Below are 21,296 nucleotides of genomic sequence, written 5' to 3' on the forward strand. Positions count from 1 at the left end.
GTCATGACCCGGAGCATCGTGGTCGGCCTGGACGGCACGGAACAGGCGAACGCCGCCGCGGAGTGGGCGGCCGAGGAGGCGGTGCTGCGCGGCACCGGCGTGCACCTGGTGTACGCGAAGGAACCGGTACCGGAGGCCGTGCTGTCATTCATGCCACGGGGGTTCGAGGACGCGTGGGCCGAGGAGATGGTGGCGCGCACCGCCGCCGGACTGCGCGAGCGCCATCCCGGCCTGTCGGTGACCACCCGCCTGCTGCCCGCGGGTCCCGTGCCGGGCCTCGTCGCCGCGGCCGAGGAGGGCGAGCTGCTGGTCCTCGGCTCACGGGCCCTGGGCAGTGTGACCGGCTATCTGCTCGGATCGGTCGGCCTGACGGTCGCCGGTGCGGTCGAACGGCCTGTCGTCCTGGTACGGGCCGGCAGCAGCGCGACCAGTTCGAGAGGCCCCGTCGTGGCGGGGGCCGATGTGCGGCAGCCTGTGGACGCGGTTCTGGCTTTCGCCTTCGAGGAAGCCGCCCGGCGGGACTCCCCGGTCCATGTCGTGTACGCCGAGCAGCTTCCGCTGTTCGCCGGACTGGGACCCGCCATGGTCCCGGACATCCGACTCGCCGTGGCTCCGGAGATCGAGCGTTCGCTCCGAGAGCTGCTGGAGCCCTGGCGAGCGAAGTACCCCGACGTCGAGGCCACCGCCCGTGTGACGGTCGGATCGGCCGGCCTCGAACTGGTCGAGGCTTCCGGGGACGCCGCGCTCGTGGTGGTGGGCCGGCGCATGCGTCATTCGGCGCTGGGCGCGCGCATCGGCAGCGTGGCCCACGCGGTGCTGCACCACAGCCCCGTGCCCGTGGCACTCGTTCCCCACGCCTGAGCCCGGTACCGATCAGCTGTCGGACGTCGTCGGCCGCAGCCGTACCGCCGTGACCTTGTACTCCGGACACGAGGTCACGGTGTCGGCGTGCTCCGAGGTGAGGGAGTTGACGCCGCTGGCCGGGAAGTGGAACGCGCAGAAGACCTGCCCGGGAGCGAGGTCCGTCCCGACGCGGGCGACGAGTCGGGCCTGTCCGTGGCGGCTCTCGACGGTGACCGGGGTGCCGTCCCGGACACCGAACCGGGCGGCGTCCTCGGGGTGGAGATCGAGGCTGTCCCGGCTGTCGAGCAACAGGTTGCCGCCGCGCCGGGTCATGCTTCCGGAGTTGTAGTGGGCCCAGCGGCGCCCCGTGACGAGCACCAGCGGATAGTTCTGATCCGGCTCCTCGCCGGGCGGCAGATAGGGGGCAGCCGACAGATGGGCACGACCGTCCGGCGTGGCGAACTTGTCGGCGTACAGGGTGCGTTCGCCCGGCCGGTCCGGTGAGGGGCAGGGCCAGGGAACAGCCCCCTCCTGGTCGATCCGCTCGTGTGAAAGCCCTGCGAAGAGGGGTGTCACACGTCCGCACTCGACGAGAGCCGCCGCTGGCGTGGGGCAGCCCAGGTCGGCGGCAAGTGCTTCGGCGACGGCATGCACGACCTCGAAGTCGGAGCGCGCTGTACCGGGCGGAGTCACCGCTTGCCGCACGCGCTGGAAGCGGCGGTCGAAGTTGACGAAGGTCCCGTCCTTCTCCAGCCAGGAGGCGACGGGCAGGACGACGTCCGCGTGCCGGGCGGTCCCGCTGAGGAAGAGCTCGTCGACGACGACCAGCGGGCAGGCGTCGAGGGCCTCCGCGACGCGCCGGCTGTCGGGGTCGGTCGCGCAGACGTCCTCGCCGATGACCCACAGCGCCCGCAGCCGGCCCTCCCGGGCCGCCGCGAACATCTCGGGGATACGCATGCCCGGCGTCGGCGGCACCGGTCGGCCCCAGACCGCCTCGGCGCGAGAGCGGGCCTCGGGGTCGGTGACGTGGCCGTAGCCGGGCAGCAGGTCGGGCAGGGCGCCCATGTCGGAGGCGCCCTGGACGTTGTTCTGGCCGCGCAGCGGGCTGATGCCGAACCCGTGGCCGGTGCCGCCGACGGCGCCCCGGAGGATGGGGAGGTTCGCCAGGGTGCGGACGCCGTCGGTGCCGTGCAGGTGCTCGGTGACCCCGAGACCGTAGAGGACGGCCGGACGCTTGGCCCGGCCGTAGAGCCGGGCGGCCGTCCTGATGTCGTCGGCCGGGACTCCGGTGATCCCGGCGACCCGCTCGGGCGGGTAGTCGGCCAGGAGCTCGGTGAGTCCGTCCAGTCCGGTGGCGCGGTCACGCAGGAAGCCCGGATCGGTCAGGCCTTCGTCGACGAGGACGTGGGCGAGGCCGTGGAAGAGGGCGACGTTCGTACCGGGTCGCGGACGCAGGTGCACGTCGGCATGACGGGCGAGGCCCACCGCGCGGGGGTCGGCCACGATCAGGGAGGCCCCTGCGAGTGCCCGCTGCAGGAGACGGGCACCGACGACGGGGTGGGCTTCGACGGGATTGGCCCCGGCGACCAGGAGGCAGTCGGCGGTCTCGACATCGTCGAAGGTGTCGGTGCCGCCGGCGTGTCCGAAGGAGGCGGTGAGTCCCGCGGCGGAGGGGGCGTGGCAGAGGCGGGAGCAGTTGTCGACGTTGTTGGTGCCGATGACGGTCCGCAGGAACTTCTGGACGAGGTAGTTCTCCTCGTTGGTGGCGCGGGCCGAGGAGATCGCGGCGACCGCGTCGGGGCCGCCGTCACGGACGGCCGCGCGCAGGCCGTCGGCGATCCGGGTCACCGCCTCGTCCCAGGTCGCCGGTCGTAGTTCGCCGTTCTCACGGACCAAGGGCTCGGTGAGCCGTTCGGCGGATCCGAGGTATCCGTATGCGAAACGGCCCTTGACGCACGCGTGCCCGCGGTTGACCGGTCCGTCCCGGGCGGGCAGCACGGCGGCGACCCGTTCGTCACGGACGACGACGTCGAGGGTGCAGCCGACGCCGCAGTAGCCGCAGGTGGTGCGCACGCGGTCGGCGGGGGCATGCCGCGAGGTGAGTCCCCGGCCGGGCCCGGGCTGGGTGATCGCCCCGGTGGGGCAGGTGTCGACGCAGCCGCCGCAGGACACGCAGTCGGAGTCGGCCCAGGGACCGCCGGTTCCCGGCGCGACGACCGTGTCGGCACCGCGTCCGGTGAGGGTGAGCGCGAACGTGCCCTGGACGTCGGAGCACATCCGTACGCAGCGCCCGCACGCGATGCACAGGTCGCGATCGAGATGGACGTACGGGTGGCTCTCGTCCCGCCCGCGCCTCGGGTCACCGGCCGCCGTGTCCGCAGGAATCCCCAAGGCCCGGCACGCCTCGGCCAGTTCACTGTGCGCGCTGTCGGCGAGCGCGTGCGGTGGAAGCGCCGAGGCGACCAGGGCGACCGCGTCCCGGCGCAGGTTCCGCACGCCCTCGTCGGCGGTGTCGACGGTGAGGCCCCACGTCGCGGGCGTGACGCAGGCGGCGACGGTCCGACCGTCTGCGCGGACCAGGCAGGTCCGGCAGGAGCCGGCCGACCGGAGACGGTCGTCGTGGCAGAGGGTGGGCAGCTCGGCGCCGGCGGCACGTACCGCGTCGAGCAGGGTTGCTCCGGCGGGCAGTTCGACGGATACGCCGTCGACCTGGAGCCGGGTCATCGGTCCCATCCTTCCAGGGCCGGCCCGTAGGCGCGGGCCAGGCTGCGGACGGCCGCGGGGACACGGCGGCCGAACCCGCAGAGACTCGCCTCGCCCATCAGCCGTGCCAGTCGTTCGTAGGTCTCCCCCGGCCCGCCCTGGCCCTGCGCGAGTTCGAGCCCTCGCCGGGTGCCGAGCCGGCAGGGCGAGCAGGCCCCGCAGCTCTCGTCGGCGGCGAACTCCCAGACATGCTGGAGGAGTTCGTATGGATCGGTGTCGGCGTCGAAGGCGACCATACCGGCGTGACCAAGGGCGGCGCCGTGCTCGGCGAGCGCTGCCGTGGTGAGCGGGACGTCGAGGGCGCGCCCGGCGAGGAAGCCGCCGAGGGGCCCGCCGATCTGGAGGGCGACGAGCTCGCGGCCGTCCTTGAGGCCGCTGCCGAACCGGCTGACGATCTCGCCCACAGGAGTGCCGAGTTCGACCTCGTAGGCCCCGGGCCGGGCGAATCGCTCGGACAGGCAGACCAGTTTGGTGCCGGTCTCGTCCGGTACGCCGCGGCGGGCGTAGGACGCTCCTCCCTGGGCGACGATCAAGGGCACGGCCGCCAGGGTCTCCACGTTGTTGACCACCGTCGGCGCGTCCCACAGGCCGTGGTCCGTGGGATAGGGGGGCCGAGGGCGCGCACAACCGCGAGCGCCTTCAAGCCGGGCGATGAGGGCGGTCTCCTCGCCGGCGACATAGGAACCGGCTCCTTCGACGATCTCGACGAACGGCCGCGGACCGGCCGCCTCGACCGACGGGGCCAGGTCCCCCACCTCCGTCGCACGCTCCACCGCCCGGCGCAGCCGGGCCACGGCTCTCGGATACTCGGAGCGGACCAGGACCGTCCCACGCCGGGCACCACAGGCGAAGCAGGCCAGGGCGAGTCCCGTGAGGACGCGCTCGGGGTCCTCCTCCATGAGCAGCCGGTCGGCGTACGAGCCCGGGTCGCCCTCGTCCCCGTTGGCGACGACGACCGCGCCCGGCTTCCCTGCCACCGCGGCCCACTTGTCGGCTACCGGAAACCCGGCACCGCCTCGCCCGCGGAGTCCCGAGGCGGCGGTCTCCTGCCGTACGTCATCGGGCCGCAGCCCGGTCACCGCTGCGCGCCACACGTCCCAGGCGTCCTGCCCTCCCACAATGCCGGCGAGCAAGACGGGTGCCCCGGTGGTGTCGGCCGCGGGGATGCCCGGCGTGCGCGGTTCGGTCCGCCCGCGGAGTTGGTCGGCCAGGTCCGGACCCGTACGGGGAAGGGTGCCGTCGAGGGCGGCGGGGCCCGCGTAGCAGTAGCCGAGGCAGTGCACGGTCTGCAGCGAGGTGGAACCCGCCTCGTCGACCGTGCCCGCCACCACGCCGAGAGCGCGCTCGACCTCCGCCAGATGCTCCCCGCCCCGCGCGGCGAAGCACGCCGTCGCGGTGCACACCCGCACATGACGCTCGCCGCACGGGGCTGCGAGATCGGCGAAGAAGGTGGCGGGGCCGAGACCCGCGGCGGCCGGCAGTCCGGCTGCCGCCGCGACCTCGGGAGCCCACGCCCCTGGACCCTCGGCGGTGCCCGACCTGGCGCGCTCCAACGCGGCGGGCAACAGCCCCCCTCGCCCTCCGCACCGAGCGGTCAGCTCACGGAGCGCGTCTATGCGTCCACCCGGCTCTCCAGGCATCCGACCGGCCATGCTCCCAGCGTGACCGGCCATGCCCTCGCCCGCATCCCGGCCGGTCGCGGGGTTCACGGTTCCCCGCTGCGCAGAGCGGTCAGGCGCCGACGGTACTCCTCCTCGTCGATCTCACCACGCGCCAGTCGCTCGCCCAGGATCCGCTCGGCCAGCGTGACGGGCCGAGACCCGGACGACCGTTCCGCGTCGCGGCCCCCGGTACGGAAGAGCATCACCGCGACAATGATGAGAAGGCCCCAGAACAACACCGTCCCGGCTGAGATGGCGAACCAGCCCCATCCGTTCATGCCGTCGCCGTACCAGAACACCATCGCCACTCGCACTCCCGACGGCCGGACCGCGCAGGAGCCGGACACCCCTGCCTCCGGTCCGTCCGACACTTCCACCGTGCCCGGCCCAGGGCCGACCGGCCCCTGGCAGTGGGCCGGTCGGTCGTGGAAGGGAACGGGTGGCCCCTGGAGCCGGGATCCCGGCTCGCCGGAGGGTGGGGAACAGCACGGCTCACGCCGCCCATGCGCGTCGCGTCCGGGAGGCCACCATGGTCCGGAACTCGGAGAGCCCGCCCGTCACGGATGTGTCGCGACGGTGGCGGATGCTGCTCCTCGCCACCACTGGGTTCACGCTCTGCTTCTGGGCGTGGGCGCTGCTGGCCCCGCTCGGCCCTCGGCTGCGGGACGACCTCGGACTCAGCTCCTTCGAGCAGTCGCTGGTGGTCGCGGTCCCCGTCGTGGTCGGCGCGCTCGGCCGAATCCCGGCGGGCGCTCTGACAGACCGCTGGGGAGCGCGCAGAGTGTTCCCCCTCGTCGCGGCCGTGACGATCCTCCCCGTGCTGTACCTGGGTCACCTGGCCGACTCGTTGGCCGAAGTGCTCGCAGGCGGCTTCCTGCTCGGACTCGGTGGTACCGCCTTCGCGGTCGGCGTCCCGTTCGTCAACGCCTGGTACCCGCCCGCCAGGCGGGGCGTCGCCCTCGGGATCTTCGGCATCGGCACCGGCGGCACTGCTCTGTCGGCCTTCACCACCGTCCAGCTCGCCGACGCCGTCGGACGCGCCTTTCCCTTCGATCTCGTGGCCGGCTGCCTCGCCGGGTACGCCGGAGTGGCCTGGTTCCTGCTCCGCGACCGCCCGGGGCGCGCGACGGCGGCGGGAACGCTGTTCTCACGTACGGCGCTGGCCGTGCGCACGCCTGCCACCTGGCATCTGGCCTTCCTCTACGCCGTTTCCTTCGGCGGATTCGTCGCGTTCAGCGTCTACCTTCCGACCTACCTCACCAGGGCCTACGAGCTCGGCCGCTCCGATGCTGCACTGCGGACCGCGGGATTCGTCGTCCTCGCCGTGGCGATGCGGCCGGTGGGCGGCTGGCTGTCAGACCGTACCCACCCCGTACCCGTCCTGACGGTTTCGTACGGACTCGTTGCGGCGTGTGCCCTGGTCGCAGCATTCGAGGCGGAACTGGTCCCCGTGGGAACGGCCGCCTTCTTCGGCATGGCCGCCGGCCTGGGCGCCGGGTCCGGGGCTGTGTTCGCGCTGGTCGCACGTCTGGTTCCGGCCGAGCGGGTCGGCTCGGTGACAGGAGTGGTCGGGGCAGCGGGCGGTCTCGGAGGCTTCTTCCCACCGCTCGTGATGGGGGCGGTGGACAGCGTCGCGCACGACTACACGTGGGGGTTCGTCCTCCTCTCGGTCACCGCGACGGGCGCCGGAACCCTGGCCGCCACCGCTGTCCGGCGACGCGCCCGGGCGACCGAGGACGCTCTACTGCAGCAGCGAAGCCGCTGAAGGGGCCCCGCAGTGCCCCGACGATTGGGCCGTTCGGCCCTCCTCCAGACCCGGGTGGCCGTAGCCTCCGGTTCCTTCCGGAGGTTGGTATGGAAAGCATGAACACCGACCGGGCTCTCCTAGTCGCCACCGGGGTACGGAAGGTCTACCGAACGGGCTCCGTGGAGGTCACCGCACTGCTCGACCTGGACCTGGTCGTACGCCACGGGGAGATGGTGGGGGTCATGGGACCGTCCGGTTCTGGAAAGACCACGCTGCTCAACTGTCTGTCCGGGCTCGACGACATCGACGGCGGCCGGGTGGAGATCGACGGCCACGATCTGTTCGCGATGTCGGACGCGGCGCGCACGGAACACCGGGCCCACACCATGGGCTTCGTCTTCCAGGCGTTCAACCTCATCCCGGTCTTCTCGGCGGTCGAGAACGTCGAACTGCCCCTGCTGCTCGTGGGCACCCGGCCGCGCGAAGCGCGTCGCAGGGCACTGGGCATGCTCGATCGGGTGGGTCTCGGCCACCGCGTCGAGCACAGGCCGAGCGAGCTGTCCGGCGGTGAACAGCAGCGGGTGACCATCGCCCGCGCCCTGGCCGGCCGCCCGGCCATCGTGTGGGCGGACGAACCCACCGGTAACCTCGACAGCGCGATGGCCGACCAGGTCATGGACCTGCTGTGCGAGCTCAACCTGGACGAGGGCCAGACGATCGTCCTGGTCACCCATGACAGCGCCATCGGCGCGCGCGTCCCCCGCCTGATCCGAATGCGCGACGGGCAGCTGGTCGACGACGTCCGCCAGGCCGTCCCCGCCCCGTCCGCGATCCGCGACGTCCCTCTGGGCTGACCATGTACCCGAACCTCCTCGTCCCGCTGCTCGCCCTCCTGGCGCTCTCGCTCGCGGCCCTGGTACTGGTCGCCGTACGACAGCCGGTGTCACGACGGCTGGCCTTCCGGCAGGTCGCCCGCCGGCGGACCGAGGCCGCGCTGGTGATCGGCGGGTCGATGCTCGGCACGGCCATCGTCATCGGGGCCCTGGTCGTCGGCGACACGCTGAACTTCTCGGTACGGCAGGAGGCCTACCGGACCCTGGGACCGGTGGACGAGCGCGTCGTCGCGCCCCCCGGACCGACCGGGCGAGCCGTCACCGAGCGGCTGGCCGCCCTGGCGGGCGATCCCGACGTCGACGGAGTACTCGACGCCACGGCCACCCAGGCATCGGCCGTCAGTACCGCCGACGGCCACAAGGCCGCCGAACCGCGCGTCCTCGCCTGGCAGATGGACTTCGCCGAGGCAGCGCGCTTCGGCGCACCGGGCGGCGACTCCGGTCTCGGCGGCGCGAACCCGAAGCCCGGCCAGGTCGTGGTCAACGAACCACTGGCCCGGTCCCTGAACGTCGGAGCCGGGGATCCCGTCACGCTGTATCTGTTCGGAGCACCCCGGAGCTACCGGGTCGAGCGTGTGGTGCCGGAGCAGGGACTTGCCGGTGTGGGCCTGGGCGGCAGGTTGAACCGCGACGTGTTCCTGGCGCCCGGGGCTCTGGACTCCGCCGCCCGGGCCGCCGGCGCGGAGCCTCGCTCGGTCACCTTCGTGTCCAATCGAGGCGGCGTCGAGAGCGGCGACGCCCTCACCGACCGGGTGACCGCGGACATCCGCACGACCCTGGGCCCGCTCGCCGGCCAGACGTCGATCGACACGCCGAAGCACACGGTCCTGCGGGACGCGAAGCAGGCCGGTGACGCGCTCGGAGCCCTGTTCCTCATGATCGGCAGCTTCAGCATCATCGCCGGCGCCCTGCTGCTGGTGAACATCTTCGTGATGCTCGGCGAGGAGCGGAAGTCCCAGATGGGCATGGTGCGGGCGGTGGGGATGAAGCGCTCCCGCCTCGTCGGGTCCTTCACCCTCGAAGGGGCCACCTACGCGTTGCTGTCCGCGCTGCCGGGCGTGGCCATCGGGGTCGCCGTCGGCTGGGGCGTCGCCGTGGTGGCCGCGCAGATCTTCCAGGGCTGGTCGGTCGGCGGAAGCAGCATCCGCATCGTGTTCGCCGTCACCCCCACCAGCATCCTCAACGGACTGGCCATGGGCCTGCTCATCGCCTTCGCCGCGATCCTGGCGACCAGCGTGCGCATCAGCAGGTTCAACATCATCGCCGCGATCCGCGACCTCCCGGCGACACCCGGACAGCGACCGCGCCGCCGTCTGCTCCTGGTCTCCACCACCCTCGCCGTCCTGTGCGCGTTCGTGGCCGTCCCGGCCGTCGCACGCAGCCAGCCCGACGCCACGTACCTCATGCCGGCGCTCGCCCTCGCCTTCGCGACTCCGGCACTACTGCGCGTCCTCCCCCGCCACACGGTCACCACCCTGGTCGCGGGAGCCGTACTCGCGTGGACGCTCCTGGCACCCGTCATCCGCCCCCGGATCTTCGACACTCCTTCCATGTCCGTGTACGTCATCCAGGGCGCCCTGGCCGCCTTCTCCGCCGTGGTGCTCGTCAGCGACAACCAGAAAGCACTGCTGCGGCCCGTGCGGCGATTCCTCCAGCGCCCGACGGAGGGCGGCCTGGCGGCGCGGCTCGCCGTCGCGTACCCCTTGGCCAAGAGGTTCCGGACCGGCGCGACACTGGTGATGTACACCCTGATCGTGTTCGTCCTCGTCCTCCTGACGGAGATCTCGGGCATCCTCCGCGCCGGCGTCGACGGAGTCGTCGCCGACGCCACGGCCGGATACTCCCTGCGACTGGACTACAACCCGCAGGTCGCCGGCGACCGACTCGTCGCCGATCTCACGCGCGGCCCTTCGGCAGCCGGCGTCGCCGCCGTCACCCCGCTGCTCAACGCCTCGGCGCGGGCCACCGATCCGGGACACCGCGGCCCCCGGCCGCTGGACACCGCCGTCGTCGGCGTGCCCGACGGGGCGATCAGCGGCATCACGTTCCGGGAGCGGCTGCCCGGCCTGACGAACGACGCCGCGGTCTGGCACGCCCTCGCCTCCGACCCCCGCTACGTCGTGATCGACGGCTTCTTCGGCAGCACCGGCGGCCCCGCCGGCGACTACTACGACCCCGGCGACACCCTCACCCTGACGAATCCCCGCACGGGCCGCAGCGAACAGAAGATCCTCGCCGGCGTGCTCAGCAACGGGATGGTCTTCTACCCGGGCACCGGCGCCAGTTCGACCACCTACCCCGTGGTGATGGGAGAACAGGCCACGCGCGAGCTCTTCGGCCCCCAGGCGCAGAACGCCTCCGCACTGGTGCGGACCAGCCCCGGAACCTCCCCCGACGCCCTGGCGACCCGGCTGCAGGGCGAGCAGCTCAAGGCCAGCCTGGTGGCCACGCCCATCGAGTCGGACATCCGCCGCCAGTTCGACTCCAGCACCGCCTTCTTCCGCCTCATGCAAGGTTTCCTCGCCCTGGGCCTCGGCGTCGGCATCACCGGCCTCGGCGTCGTCATGGTCCGCGCCGTACGCGAACGCAGGCGCACCATCGGCATCCTGCGGGCCCTCGGCTTCCGGGCACGGACAGTCCAACGCTCCTTCCTCTGGGAGAGCACCTTCATCACTCTGGAGGGCATCGTCCTCGGATCCCTCCTCGGTGTGCTCACCACCTGGCTGATGTACCGCAACAGCGCCGCGTTCGAGGGCCTCGAAGGAGGTTTCCCGGTCGAATGGGCCAGTATCTGCGGCTTGGCCGCGGCCACCTTCGCCGCCTCACTCCTGGCCACGATCGGCCCGGCACGCCGCGCGGCCGCCATCCGCCCCGCGCTCGCGGTCCGCGTCACCGAATAAGGGGCCCCTCGCGGACCAGGCCGGCGAGCGGTTGATGACTGGCAGTCGTAGAAATCGCCGGCCACGGCCGCAGGGCTGCTGCATCGTGCCCTTGATTCGCTGGGCCGAGTCACCTGCTCTCCGACGGCGCTGCGGTGCCGGCTTCGGGTCCGAGCGGAACGCGTCTTCCCATCTCTCCTCGGCGTCCGGGCTGCTCGACCGGGCGGCGGACCTCCTCGCAGAAACCGGCAAGGCTCGTACACGAGAACGAGCGGCGTCGGCGCGCATGGAGCGCCCGGGTTCGCCAGCTGCGGCCCGAGTGAGGCGGGTTCTGCCGGCTATGGCTGGCAGAGGAAGGCCCCGCGAGCCCCACTGCGCTGCGCAGTGGCTGGCTGAACGGCGGTTACTCCTACTCAGGAGAACCGTCCTCGCGGGCGCGGCACCAGTCCCGGTACGCAGCCACCGCCGTGGGCAGTGTGGGGAAGATCAGATCGGCACCGACCGACTCGGCCAGTCCGTAGGCATCGAGATCGTCGAGCAGGTCCTGCTTCACACGCGCCAACGCGAACACGATGCCGCGCCCGGACAGTTCGCGACGCAGCTCATCGACGGAGTCCAGCGCGGTGATGTCCACCTCCACATTGGCCTCGGCATTGAGCACGAACCAGTGGACGGGCCCGGACTGCTCCGCGACGGCGGCGAGTGCACGGCGCCGGAAGTTCTCCGCGTTGGCGAAGAACAGCGGCGAGTCGTATCGATAGACAACCAGCCCAGGAATCGTACGGGCCTCCGGATAGTCGTCGACGTCGTGCATGCCGGCCACGCCGGGCACCAGCCCCTGGACGGCATCGTGTGGGCGCGCCACCCGCGTCAGAAGTTCGGCCACCGACAGACCGACCGCCACCAGCACCCCGTACAGAATGTCCAGGGACAGCACGCCGCACAGGCAGCCGACGGCCAGCAGGAGTTCCCTGCGGCGGAAAGAGGCCAGCCGCCGGAAGCCTGCCAGGTCGATCATCTTGACGGCGGCGTAGATGACGAGGGCGCCCAACACGGCGACCGGGGTGAGACTCAGCAACGGGCTGACGAACAGCAGGACAGCGAGAACGGCCACGCCTGCGGTCAGCGAGTACACCTGGCTTCGCGCGCCGGTGGAGTCCGCCAGCGCAGTGCGGCTGGCACTACTGCTCACCGGGAACCCGCTCAGGACGCCCGCGCCGAGGTTCGCGGCGCCGAGGGCCAGCAACTCCTGGTTGGCGTCCAGGCGCCCGACCTCGTCGCCGGCGGCGAAGGCACGCGCGGTGAGGATCACATCGGTGTAGCCCACGAGGAGGATGCCGAGCGCCGGAACCATCAGCCGGGACAGCTCGTCGACGTCCGGCAGAGCCGGATGGGGCAGCCCCGCCGGCACCGCTCCGATCACGGCGATGCCGTGATCGTCCAGGCCGAACGCCGCCACTGCCACGGTTCCGAGCCCGACCACCACCAGCGGCCCAGGCACCGCACGCAGGACGAGCGGAAGGGCGAAGAGGAGAACGAGGGCGGTGACAGCGACGGCGACGGTGGCGGGCTGGGCCTCGGACAGGCTCTGTGCGAAGGACACCAGTTGCGGAAAGAAGCCTGACCCGGTGGTGCTCACGCCCGTCATCTTCGGCAGCTGATCCACGATCATGATCAGCGCCACACCCGCGAGATAGCCGACCAGGACCGGCCGCGAGAGGAGATCGGCGACGAAGCCGAGCCTGGCTGCCCACGCCACCAGGCACAGCAGCCCGACCGCGACCGCCAGCGCGGCCGCCAATACGGCATACCGCCCAGGGTCCCCGGCTGCGAGTGGCGCGACGACGGTCGCGGTCATCAACGCGGTCGTCGACTCCGGCCCGACCGACAGCAGCCGCGACGAGCCGAGCAGCGCGTACAGCCCCAGTGCGGGCAGAATCGCCCACAGCCCGGCGATGGGCTGCAGCCCCGCCACGGTCGCGTATGCCATGACCTGCGGCACGAGATACGCCACGACGGTCACACCCGCCAGCAGGTCGCCGCGCAGCCAGGAGCGCCTGTAGCGGGCGAGGGCAGCGATTCCAGGCGCTCCCGGTACCAAACGGCGCCACCCCGGATCGCTGGGTCGGGGGTGCTGCGACATGAGGCTCCTCTCTCCCGCCGCTTCAAGATCTCACGGACTCTGTCACGGCCGCGAGAACCGGAGGTCCCACCACGCCGCCGCCCACTGCCTCCGGGCGTGACCACCACTGCGCCCGCTCGCCCAGGTCCGGGCCGGACGGCTGAAGCGTTCAATAGCCACGTGCTCCGACACATCGCGTTCGAGGGGCGGTGTCGAGGAGGTGCCACGAACCTCTGGGGCTCGATCGCTGAGCGGCCCGCCGCACCAAGATCCGGTCCATTCACGGACCAGCACCTCACCGTTCGGCACAACGGTTGACCTTCTTGCAGCTCAGCTGGGTGTAGCGCGTGTACCACCAACCGACGAAAAAACTGCTGATGTGATGCTCGACGAGCAAGGGCATCGCCCGAACGGGTCTTGATCTCACCCCTTTCCGGCGCGGTGCGTAGCCGCTGACACGCTCCAGGGGACTGCCATCAACGGAGCATCCTCAAAAACCAGCGATGACCGGGAAGAGTCGATCGCGCAGAACGGCGCCATCACGAAGCCCTGGGAAGTGACAGAACCGCAGGTCGGCGAGGCCCTTCCACTGCTGCGTGCGAGCACGTCGAGAGCGACGACCGCAACAAGCCGCCCTCGTGGCATGGAAGTCGAGATCGACCGGGGTCAGCACGTGCGCACGCAGGAAGCAGTGCGGCGCAGCGCGCTGATACCCCAGCACTGGCCGGCACACAGCGAGGGCACAGACGACCACACCCTCCGCCCTCGGTAGTGCCGAGCAGCCCGCGTCACCCCTGACCGACTTCACCTGCGGCCACCTCCATCCCGAGCGCACGGACTATCCGCGTTTGCAGATATGGCGCGTACGCAACTATTGTGAAGGCACGCAAAGAGCTCGCTCAAGCAATTACGGAAGGGTTGAGCCATGCCGCTCGCACTCCTCGCCCTGGCTGTCGGCGCCTTCGGCATCGGCACGACGGAATTCGTCATCATGGGCCTGCTGCCCGACATCGCCGCCGAGTACGGCGTCACCATCCCCACCGCCGGCCTGCTGGTCACCGGCTACGCCCTCGGCGTCGTCATCGGCGCGCCCCTGCTGACCGTCCTCGGCAACAAGGTGAGCCGCAAGCGCATGCTCATGCTGCTGATGGGCCTGTTCGTGCTCGGCAACCTGCTCTCCGCCGTCGCCCCGAACTTCGGGCTGATGCTGACCGGCCGCATCGTCGCCTCGCTCGCCCACGGCTCGTTCTTCGGCATCGGGTCGGTCGTGGCCGCCGAGCTGGTCGCGCCGGACAAGAAGGCCGGCGCCATCGCCACCATGTTCACCGGTCTGACCGTCGCCAACATCGTCGGCGTTCCGCTCGGCACCTTCATCGGGCAGACGGTCGGATGGCGCATCACCTTCGCCATCGTCTCCGCGCTCGGTGTGGTCGGGCTCCTCGGCATCGCCAAGCTCGTGCCCGCCATGCCCCGCCCCGAAGGCACCCGCCTGCGTGGCGAGCTGTCCGCCTTCCGGAACCCGCAGGTCCTGCTCGCCATGGCCATGACCGTGCTCGGCTTCGGCGGCGTCTTCGCCGCGATCACCTACATCGCGCCGATGATGACCGAGGTCGCGGGCTACTCCGAGGGCGCCGTCACCTGGCTCCTGGTTCTCTTCGGCGTCGGCATGTTCCTGGGCAACCTGCTCGGCGGCCGGTTCGCCGACCGCGCACTGATGCCCATGCTGTACGCGGCCCTCGGCGGTCTCGCGGTCGTCCTCGCCCTGTTCACCGTGGCCGCCCACAACAAGATCCTCGCCGCGATCGCCATCCTCCTCGTCGGAGCGCTCGGCTTCGCCACGGTGCCCCCGCTGCAGAAGCGCGTCCTCGACCAGGCCCACGGCGCACCGACCCTGGCGTCCGCCGTCAACATCGGCGCCTTCAACCTCGGCAACGCGCTCGCCGCCTGGCTCGGCGGCCTCGTCATCGCCGCCGGCCTCGGCTACACCGCCCCGAACTGGGTCGGCGCCGTCCTCGCCGCCGCCGCCCTGGGCCTCGCCTTCTGGTCCGCGACCCTGGAGCGCCGTATCCCCGCGGTCGAGGCGTCCACCGCCGGCGCTCCGGTCCCGGCCCCCGTACACCACTGAACCCCCACTCCCCCTCCCCATCACTTCAAGGAGAAGCGCCATGAGCACCGCCGCCGTCACCCCGCTGAGCACCACCGACGCCGAGACCCTGATCTCCGCCGCCCGCCGCGCCGCCGAGGCCGCCGGGGCCACCGTCAGCGTCACCGTCCTGGACGCGGGCGGGCACCTGCTGGCCTTCCGCCGGGACGACCGCGCGGTCCTGATCTCGGGCGAGACCAGCACCCGCAAGGCGTACACCGCGCTCCAGCTCGACGCCCCGACCGCCGACCTGGTCGACCTCGTCAAGCCCGACGGCCCGTTCCACTCTCTGCCCACCGCGCTCGACCGGCCGCTGCTGTTCATCGCCGGCGGCATCCCGGTCCACCGCGACGGCCGGCTGATCGGCGCCATCGGCGTGGGCGGCGGCGCGCCCGAGCAGGACCACGGCTTCGCCGCCACCGCGCTCGAGGAGCTCTCCCGATGACCGACATCAGCGCCCGTGCGCCCCAGGAGGTCTTCGCCGACCACGGCAACCGCCTCGGCTCCGGCGACCTCGACCTGATCAGCCGGAACTACACGGAGGACGCGGTCTTCATCACCCCCGACGGCGTCCTGACCGGACGCGAGGGCGTGAAGGAGGGCATCGGCCGGCTCCTGACCGACCTGCCCGACGCCGACTGGCAGCTCACTCCGCAGTTCGCGGGCGACGTCCTCTTCCTGGAGTGGACGGCCACCGGCGCCACCCACCAGGTGACCGACGGCGTCGACACCTTCGTCTTCCGCGACGGGCTCATCAGCGCCCAGACCGTCCGCTACACCCTCACCGCACGCACCAAGTGAAGGAGCAACCGCACACCATGGCCCCCTCCGCCATCCCCACCGTCAAGCTGAACAACGGCGTCGAGATCCCCCAGCTCGGCTTCGGCGTCTTCCAGGTCCCCGACGACGAGACCACCGCCGCCGTCACCGCCGCCCTGGAGACCGGCTACCGCAGCATCGACACCGCCGCCATCTACGGCAACGAGACGGGCGTCGGCCGTGCGCTGGCCGCCTCGGGGCTGCCCCGCGAGGAGCTGTTCGTCACCACCAAGCTGTGGAACGCCGACCAGGGGTACGACGCCACCCTGCGCGCCTTCGACGCCGGCCTCGCCAAGCTCGGCCTCGACCACGTCGACCTCTATCTGATCCACTGGCCGGCGCCCGCCCGCGACCTGTACCGGGACTCCTGGCGCGCCCTGGAGCGTCTCGCCGAGGAAGGGCGCATCCGCGCCGCCGGCGTCTCGAACTTCCAGCCCGGACACCTCCGCCGGCTCATGGACGGTACGGAGCTGATCCCGGCGGTCAACCAGGTCGAGCTGCACCCCGGCCTGCAGCAGGGCGAGCTGCGCGCCTTCCACGCCGAGCACGGCATCGCCACCGAGGCGTGGAGCCCGCTCGCCCAGGGCGCCGTCCTCGGCGACCCCGCCATCGCGGCCATCGCCGCCCGGTACGGCAAGTCCCCCGCGCAGGTCGTCATCCGCTGGCACCTGCAGCTGGGCAACGTCGTCATCCCCAAGTCCGTCACCCCCGCCCGGATCCGCGAGAACTTCGAGGTCTTCGACTTCGCCCTCACGGACGAGGAGATGCGGGCCGTGGCCTCGCTCGACCGCGACCTGCGGACCGGCCCGCACCCCGACGAACTGAACTGACCCCATTCCCGTGTGAGCTCCGTCCCCGGCAGGCCATCCGGCCGCCGGGACGGGGCTCCCGTCGTCCGCCCGGAAGGACAAGACGTCGTGGCATCCCTCCACCCCACCCTCGCCCGCCTGGCCCCCGGCGACGGGCGGCTCACCCTCGGCCTCGAACTGCCCCTCGACAACGACTGGGGCCAGTCCCGGGTACGCGCCGACCGCGAGGCCGGCCGACCGTTCGGCGTCCCCGACCTCACCGAGCACACGCGGCTCGCGCGACTCGCCGACCGGCTCGGCTTCGCCGCCCTGTGGCTGCGGGACGTGCCTCTGTACGACCCCGTCCGGTTCGGCGACGCCGGGTCGGTCTTCGAGACCTTCACGCACCTCGGCCACCTGGCGGCCGTCACGGAGAACGCCGTCCTCGGCACCGCCGCGATCGTGCTGCCCCTGCGCGACCCCCTGCTCGTCGCCAAGGCCGCGGCCACCGTCGACGTCCTGTCGGGCGGCCGCATGCTGCTCGGCCTCGCGAGCGGCGACCGGCCCGTCGAGTACCCGCTGTTCGGGCGGGACTTCGAGGCGCGAGGTACGGCGTTCCGCGAGGGTGTCGAGACGCTGCGCGCGGCCTGGCGCACCGGCCCGCTGGAACTGCCCGGGGCCGGGCTCGGTGCCGACCGTCAGCTGGAGGTCCTGCCCAAGCCCGTCCACGCGGCCGGGATTCCCGTCGCCGTCGCGGGCGGTGCGCAGCAGAGGCCCGCGTGGATCGCCGAGCACGCCGACGCCTCCCTCAACTACCCGCGCGACCTGGGCGCGCTGCGACTGCGGACGCGCGCGTGGCGGGAGCTCACGGGGGACGGCGGCAAGCCGTACCTCACGCCGATGGTCCTCGACCTCCGGGAGGATCCGGACGCCGCGCCGCGTCCCATCCGGCTGGGCCTGAGCACGGGCAGCAAGGCGCTGCGCGACCACCTGGAGCAGACGGCCGCGCTGGGCGTCGCCCATGTCTCCTTCAACCTCCGGCCGAACGACCGTCCTGTGGAGGAGGTGCTGCGGGAGCTCGCCGAGGACGTCCTGCCCCACTTCCCGACGCCGTGAGCAACGGCTGAAGAAGCGGTCAGGTCGTGGTCCGCGTGCCGATGCCGTGCAGCAGGGTGTCGACGACGCGGGTGGCGAGGGCGTCCATGGCGGCGTCGGTGTCCGGGGCGTGGGTGGCGGCTTCGTGGATGAGGGCGTAGTAGACGCGGCGCGCCCAGTCCAGATCGGCGTCGGGCGGGAGCACGCCGGTGTCGCGGAGGCGGGCGAAGAGCCGCTCGCACCGGGCCAGGACGTCGGCGTGCACGCTCGCGACCTCGGGGGCGTCGGTGGGCAGGGCGCCCATGGCGAAGCCCCAGCCGATCTTCACCCGGAGCACGTTCGCGGTGACCTGGTAGAGCGCGACGTCGGGCGGGGTGGTCTCGGGCCGGGCGGCTTCGACGGCTTCGTGGAACCGCTGCGCCGCCCACGCGGACAGTGCGCCGATGAGCGCCTCCCGTGAGGCGAACCGCCGGTGCACGGTGGTCCGCGCGACCCCGGCGGCCTCGGCGATCTGCTCCATCGTGGCCGCCGGGTTCGCGGACAGCACCCGCTCGGCGGCTTCGAGGATCGCGCGCACGGTCCGCTCGGTGTCGGCGCGCAGCGGCTTCGTGGAGGGGGGCAGCGCCATGGGGGCGGGTCCTTCCGGTGGGGCGATCACCTCATGAGGTTACGACGGCGCGGCAACTCCCCCATAACTTGCAACACTTGTGATGCATGTTCTAGATTCCTCGCATCGGAAATGACGCGCCTCGTTTCGCGGAGGAACACATGGACCTGCAGTTGAACGGCAAGACCGCTCTCGTCACAGGTGCCAGCCGGGGTATCGGACTGGCCGTCGCCCGCTCCCTTATCGCCGAAGGCGTGCTCGTCGTCGCCGCCTCCCGTACCTCCGCCCCGGAGCTTGAGGCGGCCGGCGCGATACCGGTGACCGTGGACCTCTCCTCCCCCGCCGCGGCCGGGCGGCTGGTCACGGAGGCCGCGGCCGAGCTGGGCGGCATCGACATCCTGGTCAACAACGTCGGCGGCGGCGACGGCGGCCTGAACGGCGGATTCGCCGACGTCACCGACGAGCAGTGGGCGCAGGTCATGGACCTGAACCTCCTCGCCACCGTCCGCGTCACCCGCGCCGCCCTGCCCGCCCTGCTGACCGCGCGCGGCGCGATCGTCAACGTGTCGTCGATCGGCGCCCGCGTCCCGCACGGCGGCCCCATCGCCTACACCACCGCCAAGGCCGCGCTCACGGCGTTCGGCAAGGCGCTGGCGGAGGAGGTCGGCCCGCGGGGCGTGCGGGTGAACACGGTCTCGCCGGGCCCGGTCCGCACCGACCTGTGGGAGAGCCCGACCGGCTACGGCGCCGAGCTCGCCAAGGCCCTGGGCGTCCCGCACGCCGACCTCCTGGCCGGGCTGCCCACGGCGACGGGCATGCTCATCGACCGGCTGATCGAGGCCGACGAGGTCGCGTCCCTGGTCACCTACCTCGCCTCGCCGCTCGCCTCCGCGACCACCGGAACCGACCACCTGATCGACGGCGGAGCGGTCAAGACCGCGTAGACATCGCGGTGTCCCCGGCCCGGCGGGCCTCCGGCGTTCGGCCCAGCCCCGGTGGCCCCGGACGCCCTACGGCCCGAGGGTGGAGCGGAGGACCGTCAGACAGGCCCCAGCCCACGAGGACGCCGCCCATGCATCACTACCCGCCGATCGCCGACCACGGTCTCGTCGGAGATCTGCAGACGTGTGCGCTGGTGTCCGCCGAGGGTGTCGTGGACTGGTTCTGCTCGCCCCGCTTCGACTCGCCGAGCGTCTTCGGCCGGCTCCTCGACCACGAGCGCGGCGGGCACTTCTCGATCACCGTGGACACGCCGGGCACGACGGTGCGTCAGCTGTACCTGGCCGACAGCGCGGTACTCCTGACCCGCTTCCACACTCCCGACGGGGTCGGCGAGGTGGGCGACTTCATGCCCCTGCCCGCCGACCCGACCGTCCCCACCGACCGGCACACCCTGGTCCGGGTGATGCGCGTGGTCCGCGGCACCGTCCGCTTCAAGGTCGAGTGCCGGCCGCGCTTCGACTACGGCCGGGAGCCGCACGAGCTGCTCCTCGACGGCGCGAGCGCGCGTTTCGCCGGCGCGTCGGCCACCGCGCACCTCCAGGTGCTCGGCGGCGTCCCGCTGGAGCGCGACGGCCAGGACGCCCGCGCCGAAGTGGAACTGACCTCCGGTCAGCGCGCCGCGGCCGTACTCACCCTGGACGCGCCGGGCGCCGAGCCTCCCGAGCCGGCCGACGCGACGAGCCTGCAGGCCGCTTTCGACGCGGTCCGCTTCTTCTGGCACGACTGGATCGGCCGCTGCCGCTACCGCGGCCGCTGGCAGCAGCAGGTCAACCGCTCGGCGATCACGCTCAAGCTGCTCACGTACGCCCCGTCCGGCGCGCCGGTGGCCGCCGCCACCATGGGTCTGCCCGAGCAGGTCGGCGGGGAACGCAACTGGGACTACCGCTACACCTGGGTCCGGGACGCCTCCCTGTCCGTGCGCGCGATGGTCGACCTGGGCTTCGCCGAGGAGGCGGACGCCTTCCGCCGCTGGCTCGGCGCCCGGTGGCAGGCGGGGGGCACGGTCAGCGGCGAACCGCTGCAGATCATGTACCGGGTGGACGGCGACCCGCACCTGCGGGAGGAGATGCTGGACCATCTGGAGGGCTGGCGCGGCTCGGCCCCGGTCCGGGCCGGAAACGGCGCCGCCGACCAGCTCCAGCTGGACATCTACGGCGAGGCCGTCTACGCCTTCGCGCATGCCGGCGAGCTGACGCAGCAGGCCGGCTACGACGGCTGGATGCGCTTCGCCGCCACGGTGGACTGGCTGTGCGAGCACTGGGACCGCCCCGACGAGGGGATCTGGGAGACCCGCGGCGGCCGCAAGGACTTCACCTACAGCCGTCTGATGTGCTGGGTCGCCTTCGACCGCGCGGTGCGGATGGCCCGCGAGTTCGGCCGCCCCGCCGACCTGCCCCGCTGGACCGCGGCCCGCGACGCCGTGCTGCACCAGGTGATGGAACACGGCTGGTCCGCCGAGCGGCAGGCCTTCGTCCAGCACTACGGCAGCGACGTACTGGACGCCTCCCTCCTGATGATGCCGATCACCCGCTTCATCGCGCCGCGCGATCCGCGCTGGCTGTCCACCCTCGACGCGATGGACGCCGAACTCGTCTCCGACAGCCTGGTCTACCGCTACGACCCGGCCGCGTCCCCCGACGGCCTGCGCGGCTCCGAAGGCACGTTCTCGCTGTGCAGTTTCCTGTACGTGGACGCGCTCGCGCGGGCCGGCCGCCTCGAACAGGCGCGGTACGCCTTCGACAAGATGCTCACCTACGCCAACCACGTCGGGCTTTTCTCCGAGGAGATCGGCCCGACCGGCGAACAGCTCGGCAACTTCCCGCAGGCCTTCACCCACCTCGCGCTCATCACGGCCGCGCTGACCCTGGACGCGGCGCTGGACGCCTGACCCCGACGCCCGGCCCGAACACGTACGCACCGTTTCGATCATGCGA

Annotated in this window: 16 protein-coding genes; 11 read left to right on the forward strand and 5 right to left on the reverse strand. The window is 72.1% G+C overall.

Features of this window, described 5'->3' with window-relative positions:
• Nucleotides 1-3: 3 nt before the first annotated feature.
• Nucleotides 4-861, forward strand: a complete 858-nt coding sequence (locus tag ACFYX3_RS35495; protein ID WP_389022721.1) for a universal stress protein — start codon at nt 4-6, stop codon at nt 859-861.
• Between the two features lie 12 nt (nt 862-873).
• Here the strand turns inward: ACFYX3_RS35495 and fdhF are convergent, their stop codons facing one another.
• The 3 genes from fdhF to ACFYX3_RS35510 all read right to left on the reverse strand — a co-directional run bounded on the left by fdhF (nt 874) and on the right by ACFYX3_RS35510 (nt 5,569).
• Nucleotides 874-3,567, reverse strand: a complete 2,694-nt coding sequence (fdhF, locus tag ACFYX3_RS35500; RefSeq protein WP_389022724.1) for a formate dehydrogenase subunit alpha — start codon at nt 3,565-3,567, stop codon at nt 874-876.
• Nucleotides 3,564-5,171 (reverse strand): NADH-ubiquinone oxidoreductase-F iron-sulfur binding region domain-containing protein, encoded by a 1,608-nt coding sequence (locus ACFYX3_RS35505; protein WP_389022729.1) that lies wholly within the window; start codon nt 5,169-5,171, stop codon nt 3,564-3,566. The genes fdhF and ACFYX3_RS35505 overlap by 4 nt, the downstream gene beginning before the upstream one ends.
• 140 nt (nt 5,172-5,311) lie before the next feature.
• Nucleotides 5,312-5,569, reverse strand: coding sequence for an SHOCT domain-containing protein (locus tag ACFYX3_RS35510; RefSeq protein ID WP_389022967.1), 258 nt, complete (start codon nt 5,567-5,569; stop codon nt 5,312-5,314).
• Between the two features lie 227 nt (nt 5,570-5,796).
• Between ACFYX3_RS35510 and ACFYX3_RS35515 the strand changes: the two genes are divergently transcribed.
• The 3 genes from ACFYX3_RS35515 (at nt 5,797) to ACFYX3_RS35525 (ending at nt 10,807) form a co-directional block, all read left to right on the forward strand.
• The gene (locus ACFYX3_RS35515; RefSeq protein WP_389022732.1) at nt 5,797-7,032 is read left to right on the forward strand and encodes a nitrate/nitrite transporter; all 1,236 of its coding nucleotides are present in this window, start codon (nt 5,797-5,799) and stop codon (nt 7,030-7,032) included.
• A gap of 89 nt (nt 7,033-7,121) precedes the next feature.
• Nucleotides 7,122-7,868: an ABC transporter ATP-binding protein gene (locus tag ACFYX3_RS35520; protein ID WP_389022735.1), complete on the forward strand. Its 747-nt coding sequence runs from the start codon at nt 7,122-7,124 to the stop codon at nt 7,866-7,868.
• Between the two features lie 2 nt (nt 7,869-7,870).
• Nucleotides 7,871-10,807 (forward strand): ABC transporter permease, encoded by a 2,937-nt coding sequence (locus ACFYX3_RS35525; RefSeq protein WP_389022738.1) that lies wholly within the window; start codon nt 7,871-7,873, stop codon nt 10,805-10,807.
• Between the two features lie 388 nt (nt 10,808-11,195).
• Here ACFYX3_RS35525 and ACFYX3_RS35530 read toward each other — a convergent pair whose 3' ends face one another.
• Nucleotides 11,196-12,929 (reverse strand): SulP family inorganic anion transporter, encoded by a 1,734-nt coding sequence (locus ACFYX3_RS35530; RefSeq protein WP_389022741.1) that lies wholly within the window; start codon nt 12,927-12,929, stop codon nt 11,196-11,198.
• Nucleotides 12,930-13,833: 904 nt separating this feature from the next.
• On the opposite strand from ACFYX3_RS35530, the gene ACFYX3_RS35535 reads away from it, so the two are divergent.
• The 5 genes from ACFYX3_RS35535 (at nt 13,834) to ACFYX3_RS35555 (ending at nt 17,774) form a co-directional block, all read left to right on the forward strand.
• Nucleotides 13,834-15,033 carry an MFS transporter gene (locus tag ACFYX3_RS35535; RefSeq protein WP_389022744.1) on the forward strand — a complete coding sequence of 400 codons (1,200 nt, stop codon included), beginning with the start codon at nt 13,834-13,836 and terminating at the stop codon, nt 15,031-15,033.
• A 40-nt stretch (nt 15,034-15,073) separates the two neighbouring features.
• Nucleotides 15,074-15,496 (forward strand): heme-binding protein, encoded by a 423-nt coding sequence (locus tag ACFYX3_RS35540; RefSeq protein WP_389022749.1) that lies wholly within the window; start codon nt 15,074-15,076, stop codon nt 15,494-15,496.
• Nucleotides 15,493-15,852, forward strand: a complete 360-nt coding sequence (locus ACFYX3_RS35545) for a nuclear transport factor 2 family protein (protein WP_389022752.1) — start codon at nt 15,493-15,495, stop codon at nt 15,850-15,852. The genes ACFYX3_RS35540 and ACFYX3_RS35545 overlap by 4 nt, the downstream gene beginning before the upstream one ends.
• A 17-nt stretch (nt 15,853-15,869) precedes the next feature.
• Entirely contained in the window at nt 15,870-16,700 is an 831-nt protein-coding gene (locus ACFYX3_RS35550) for an aldo/keto reductase (RefSeq protein WP_389022755.1), read from the forward strand.
• A gap of 87 nt (nt 16,701-16,787) precedes the next feature.
• Nucleotides 16,788-17,774, forward strand: a complete 987-nt coding sequence (locus ACFYX3_RS35555; protein ID WP_389022758.1) for a TIGR03571 family LLM class oxidoreductase — start codon at nt 16,788-16,790, stop codon at nt 17,772-17,774.
• Between the two features lie 19 nt (nt 17,775-17,793).
• Here ACFYX3_RS35555 and ACFYX3_RS35560 read toward each other — a convergent pair whose 3' ends face one another.
• A complete protein-coding gene (locus tag ACFYX3_RS35560; RefSeq protein ID WP_389022761.1) occupies nt 17,794-18,381 on the reverse strand; it encodes a TetR/AcrR family transcriptional regulator in 588 nt (195 codons plus the stop codon).
• Between the two features lie 140 nt (nt 18,382-18,521).
• On the opposite strand from ACFYX3_RS35560, the gene ACFYX3_RS35565 reads away from it, so the two are divergent.
• Both ACFYX3_RS35565 and ACFYX3_RS35570 read left to right on the forward strand, forming a co-directional pair.
• Nucleotides 18,522-19,304, forward strand: coding sequence for an SDR family NAD(P)-dependent oxidoreductase (locus ACFYX3_RS35565; RefSeq protein WP_389022764.1), 783 nt, complete (start codon nt 18,522-18,524; stop codon nt 19,302-19,304).
• A 128-nt stretch (nt 19,305-19,432) separates the two neighbouring features.
• Nucleotides 19,433-21,250: a glycoside hydrolase family 15 protein gene (locus tag ACFYX3_RS35570; protein ID WP_389022769.1), complete on the forward strand. Its 1,818-nt coding sequence runs from the start codon at nt 19,433-19,435 to the stop codon at nt 21,248-21,250.
• Nucleotides 21,251-21,296 lie beyond the last annotated feature (46 nt).

Origin of the sequence: Streptomyces sp. NPDC002463 (assembly GCF_042889835.1) — a bacterium.
GTDB lineage: Bacteria > Actinomycetota > Actinomycetes > Streptomycetales > Streptomycetaceae > Streptomyces > Streptomyces nymphaeiformis.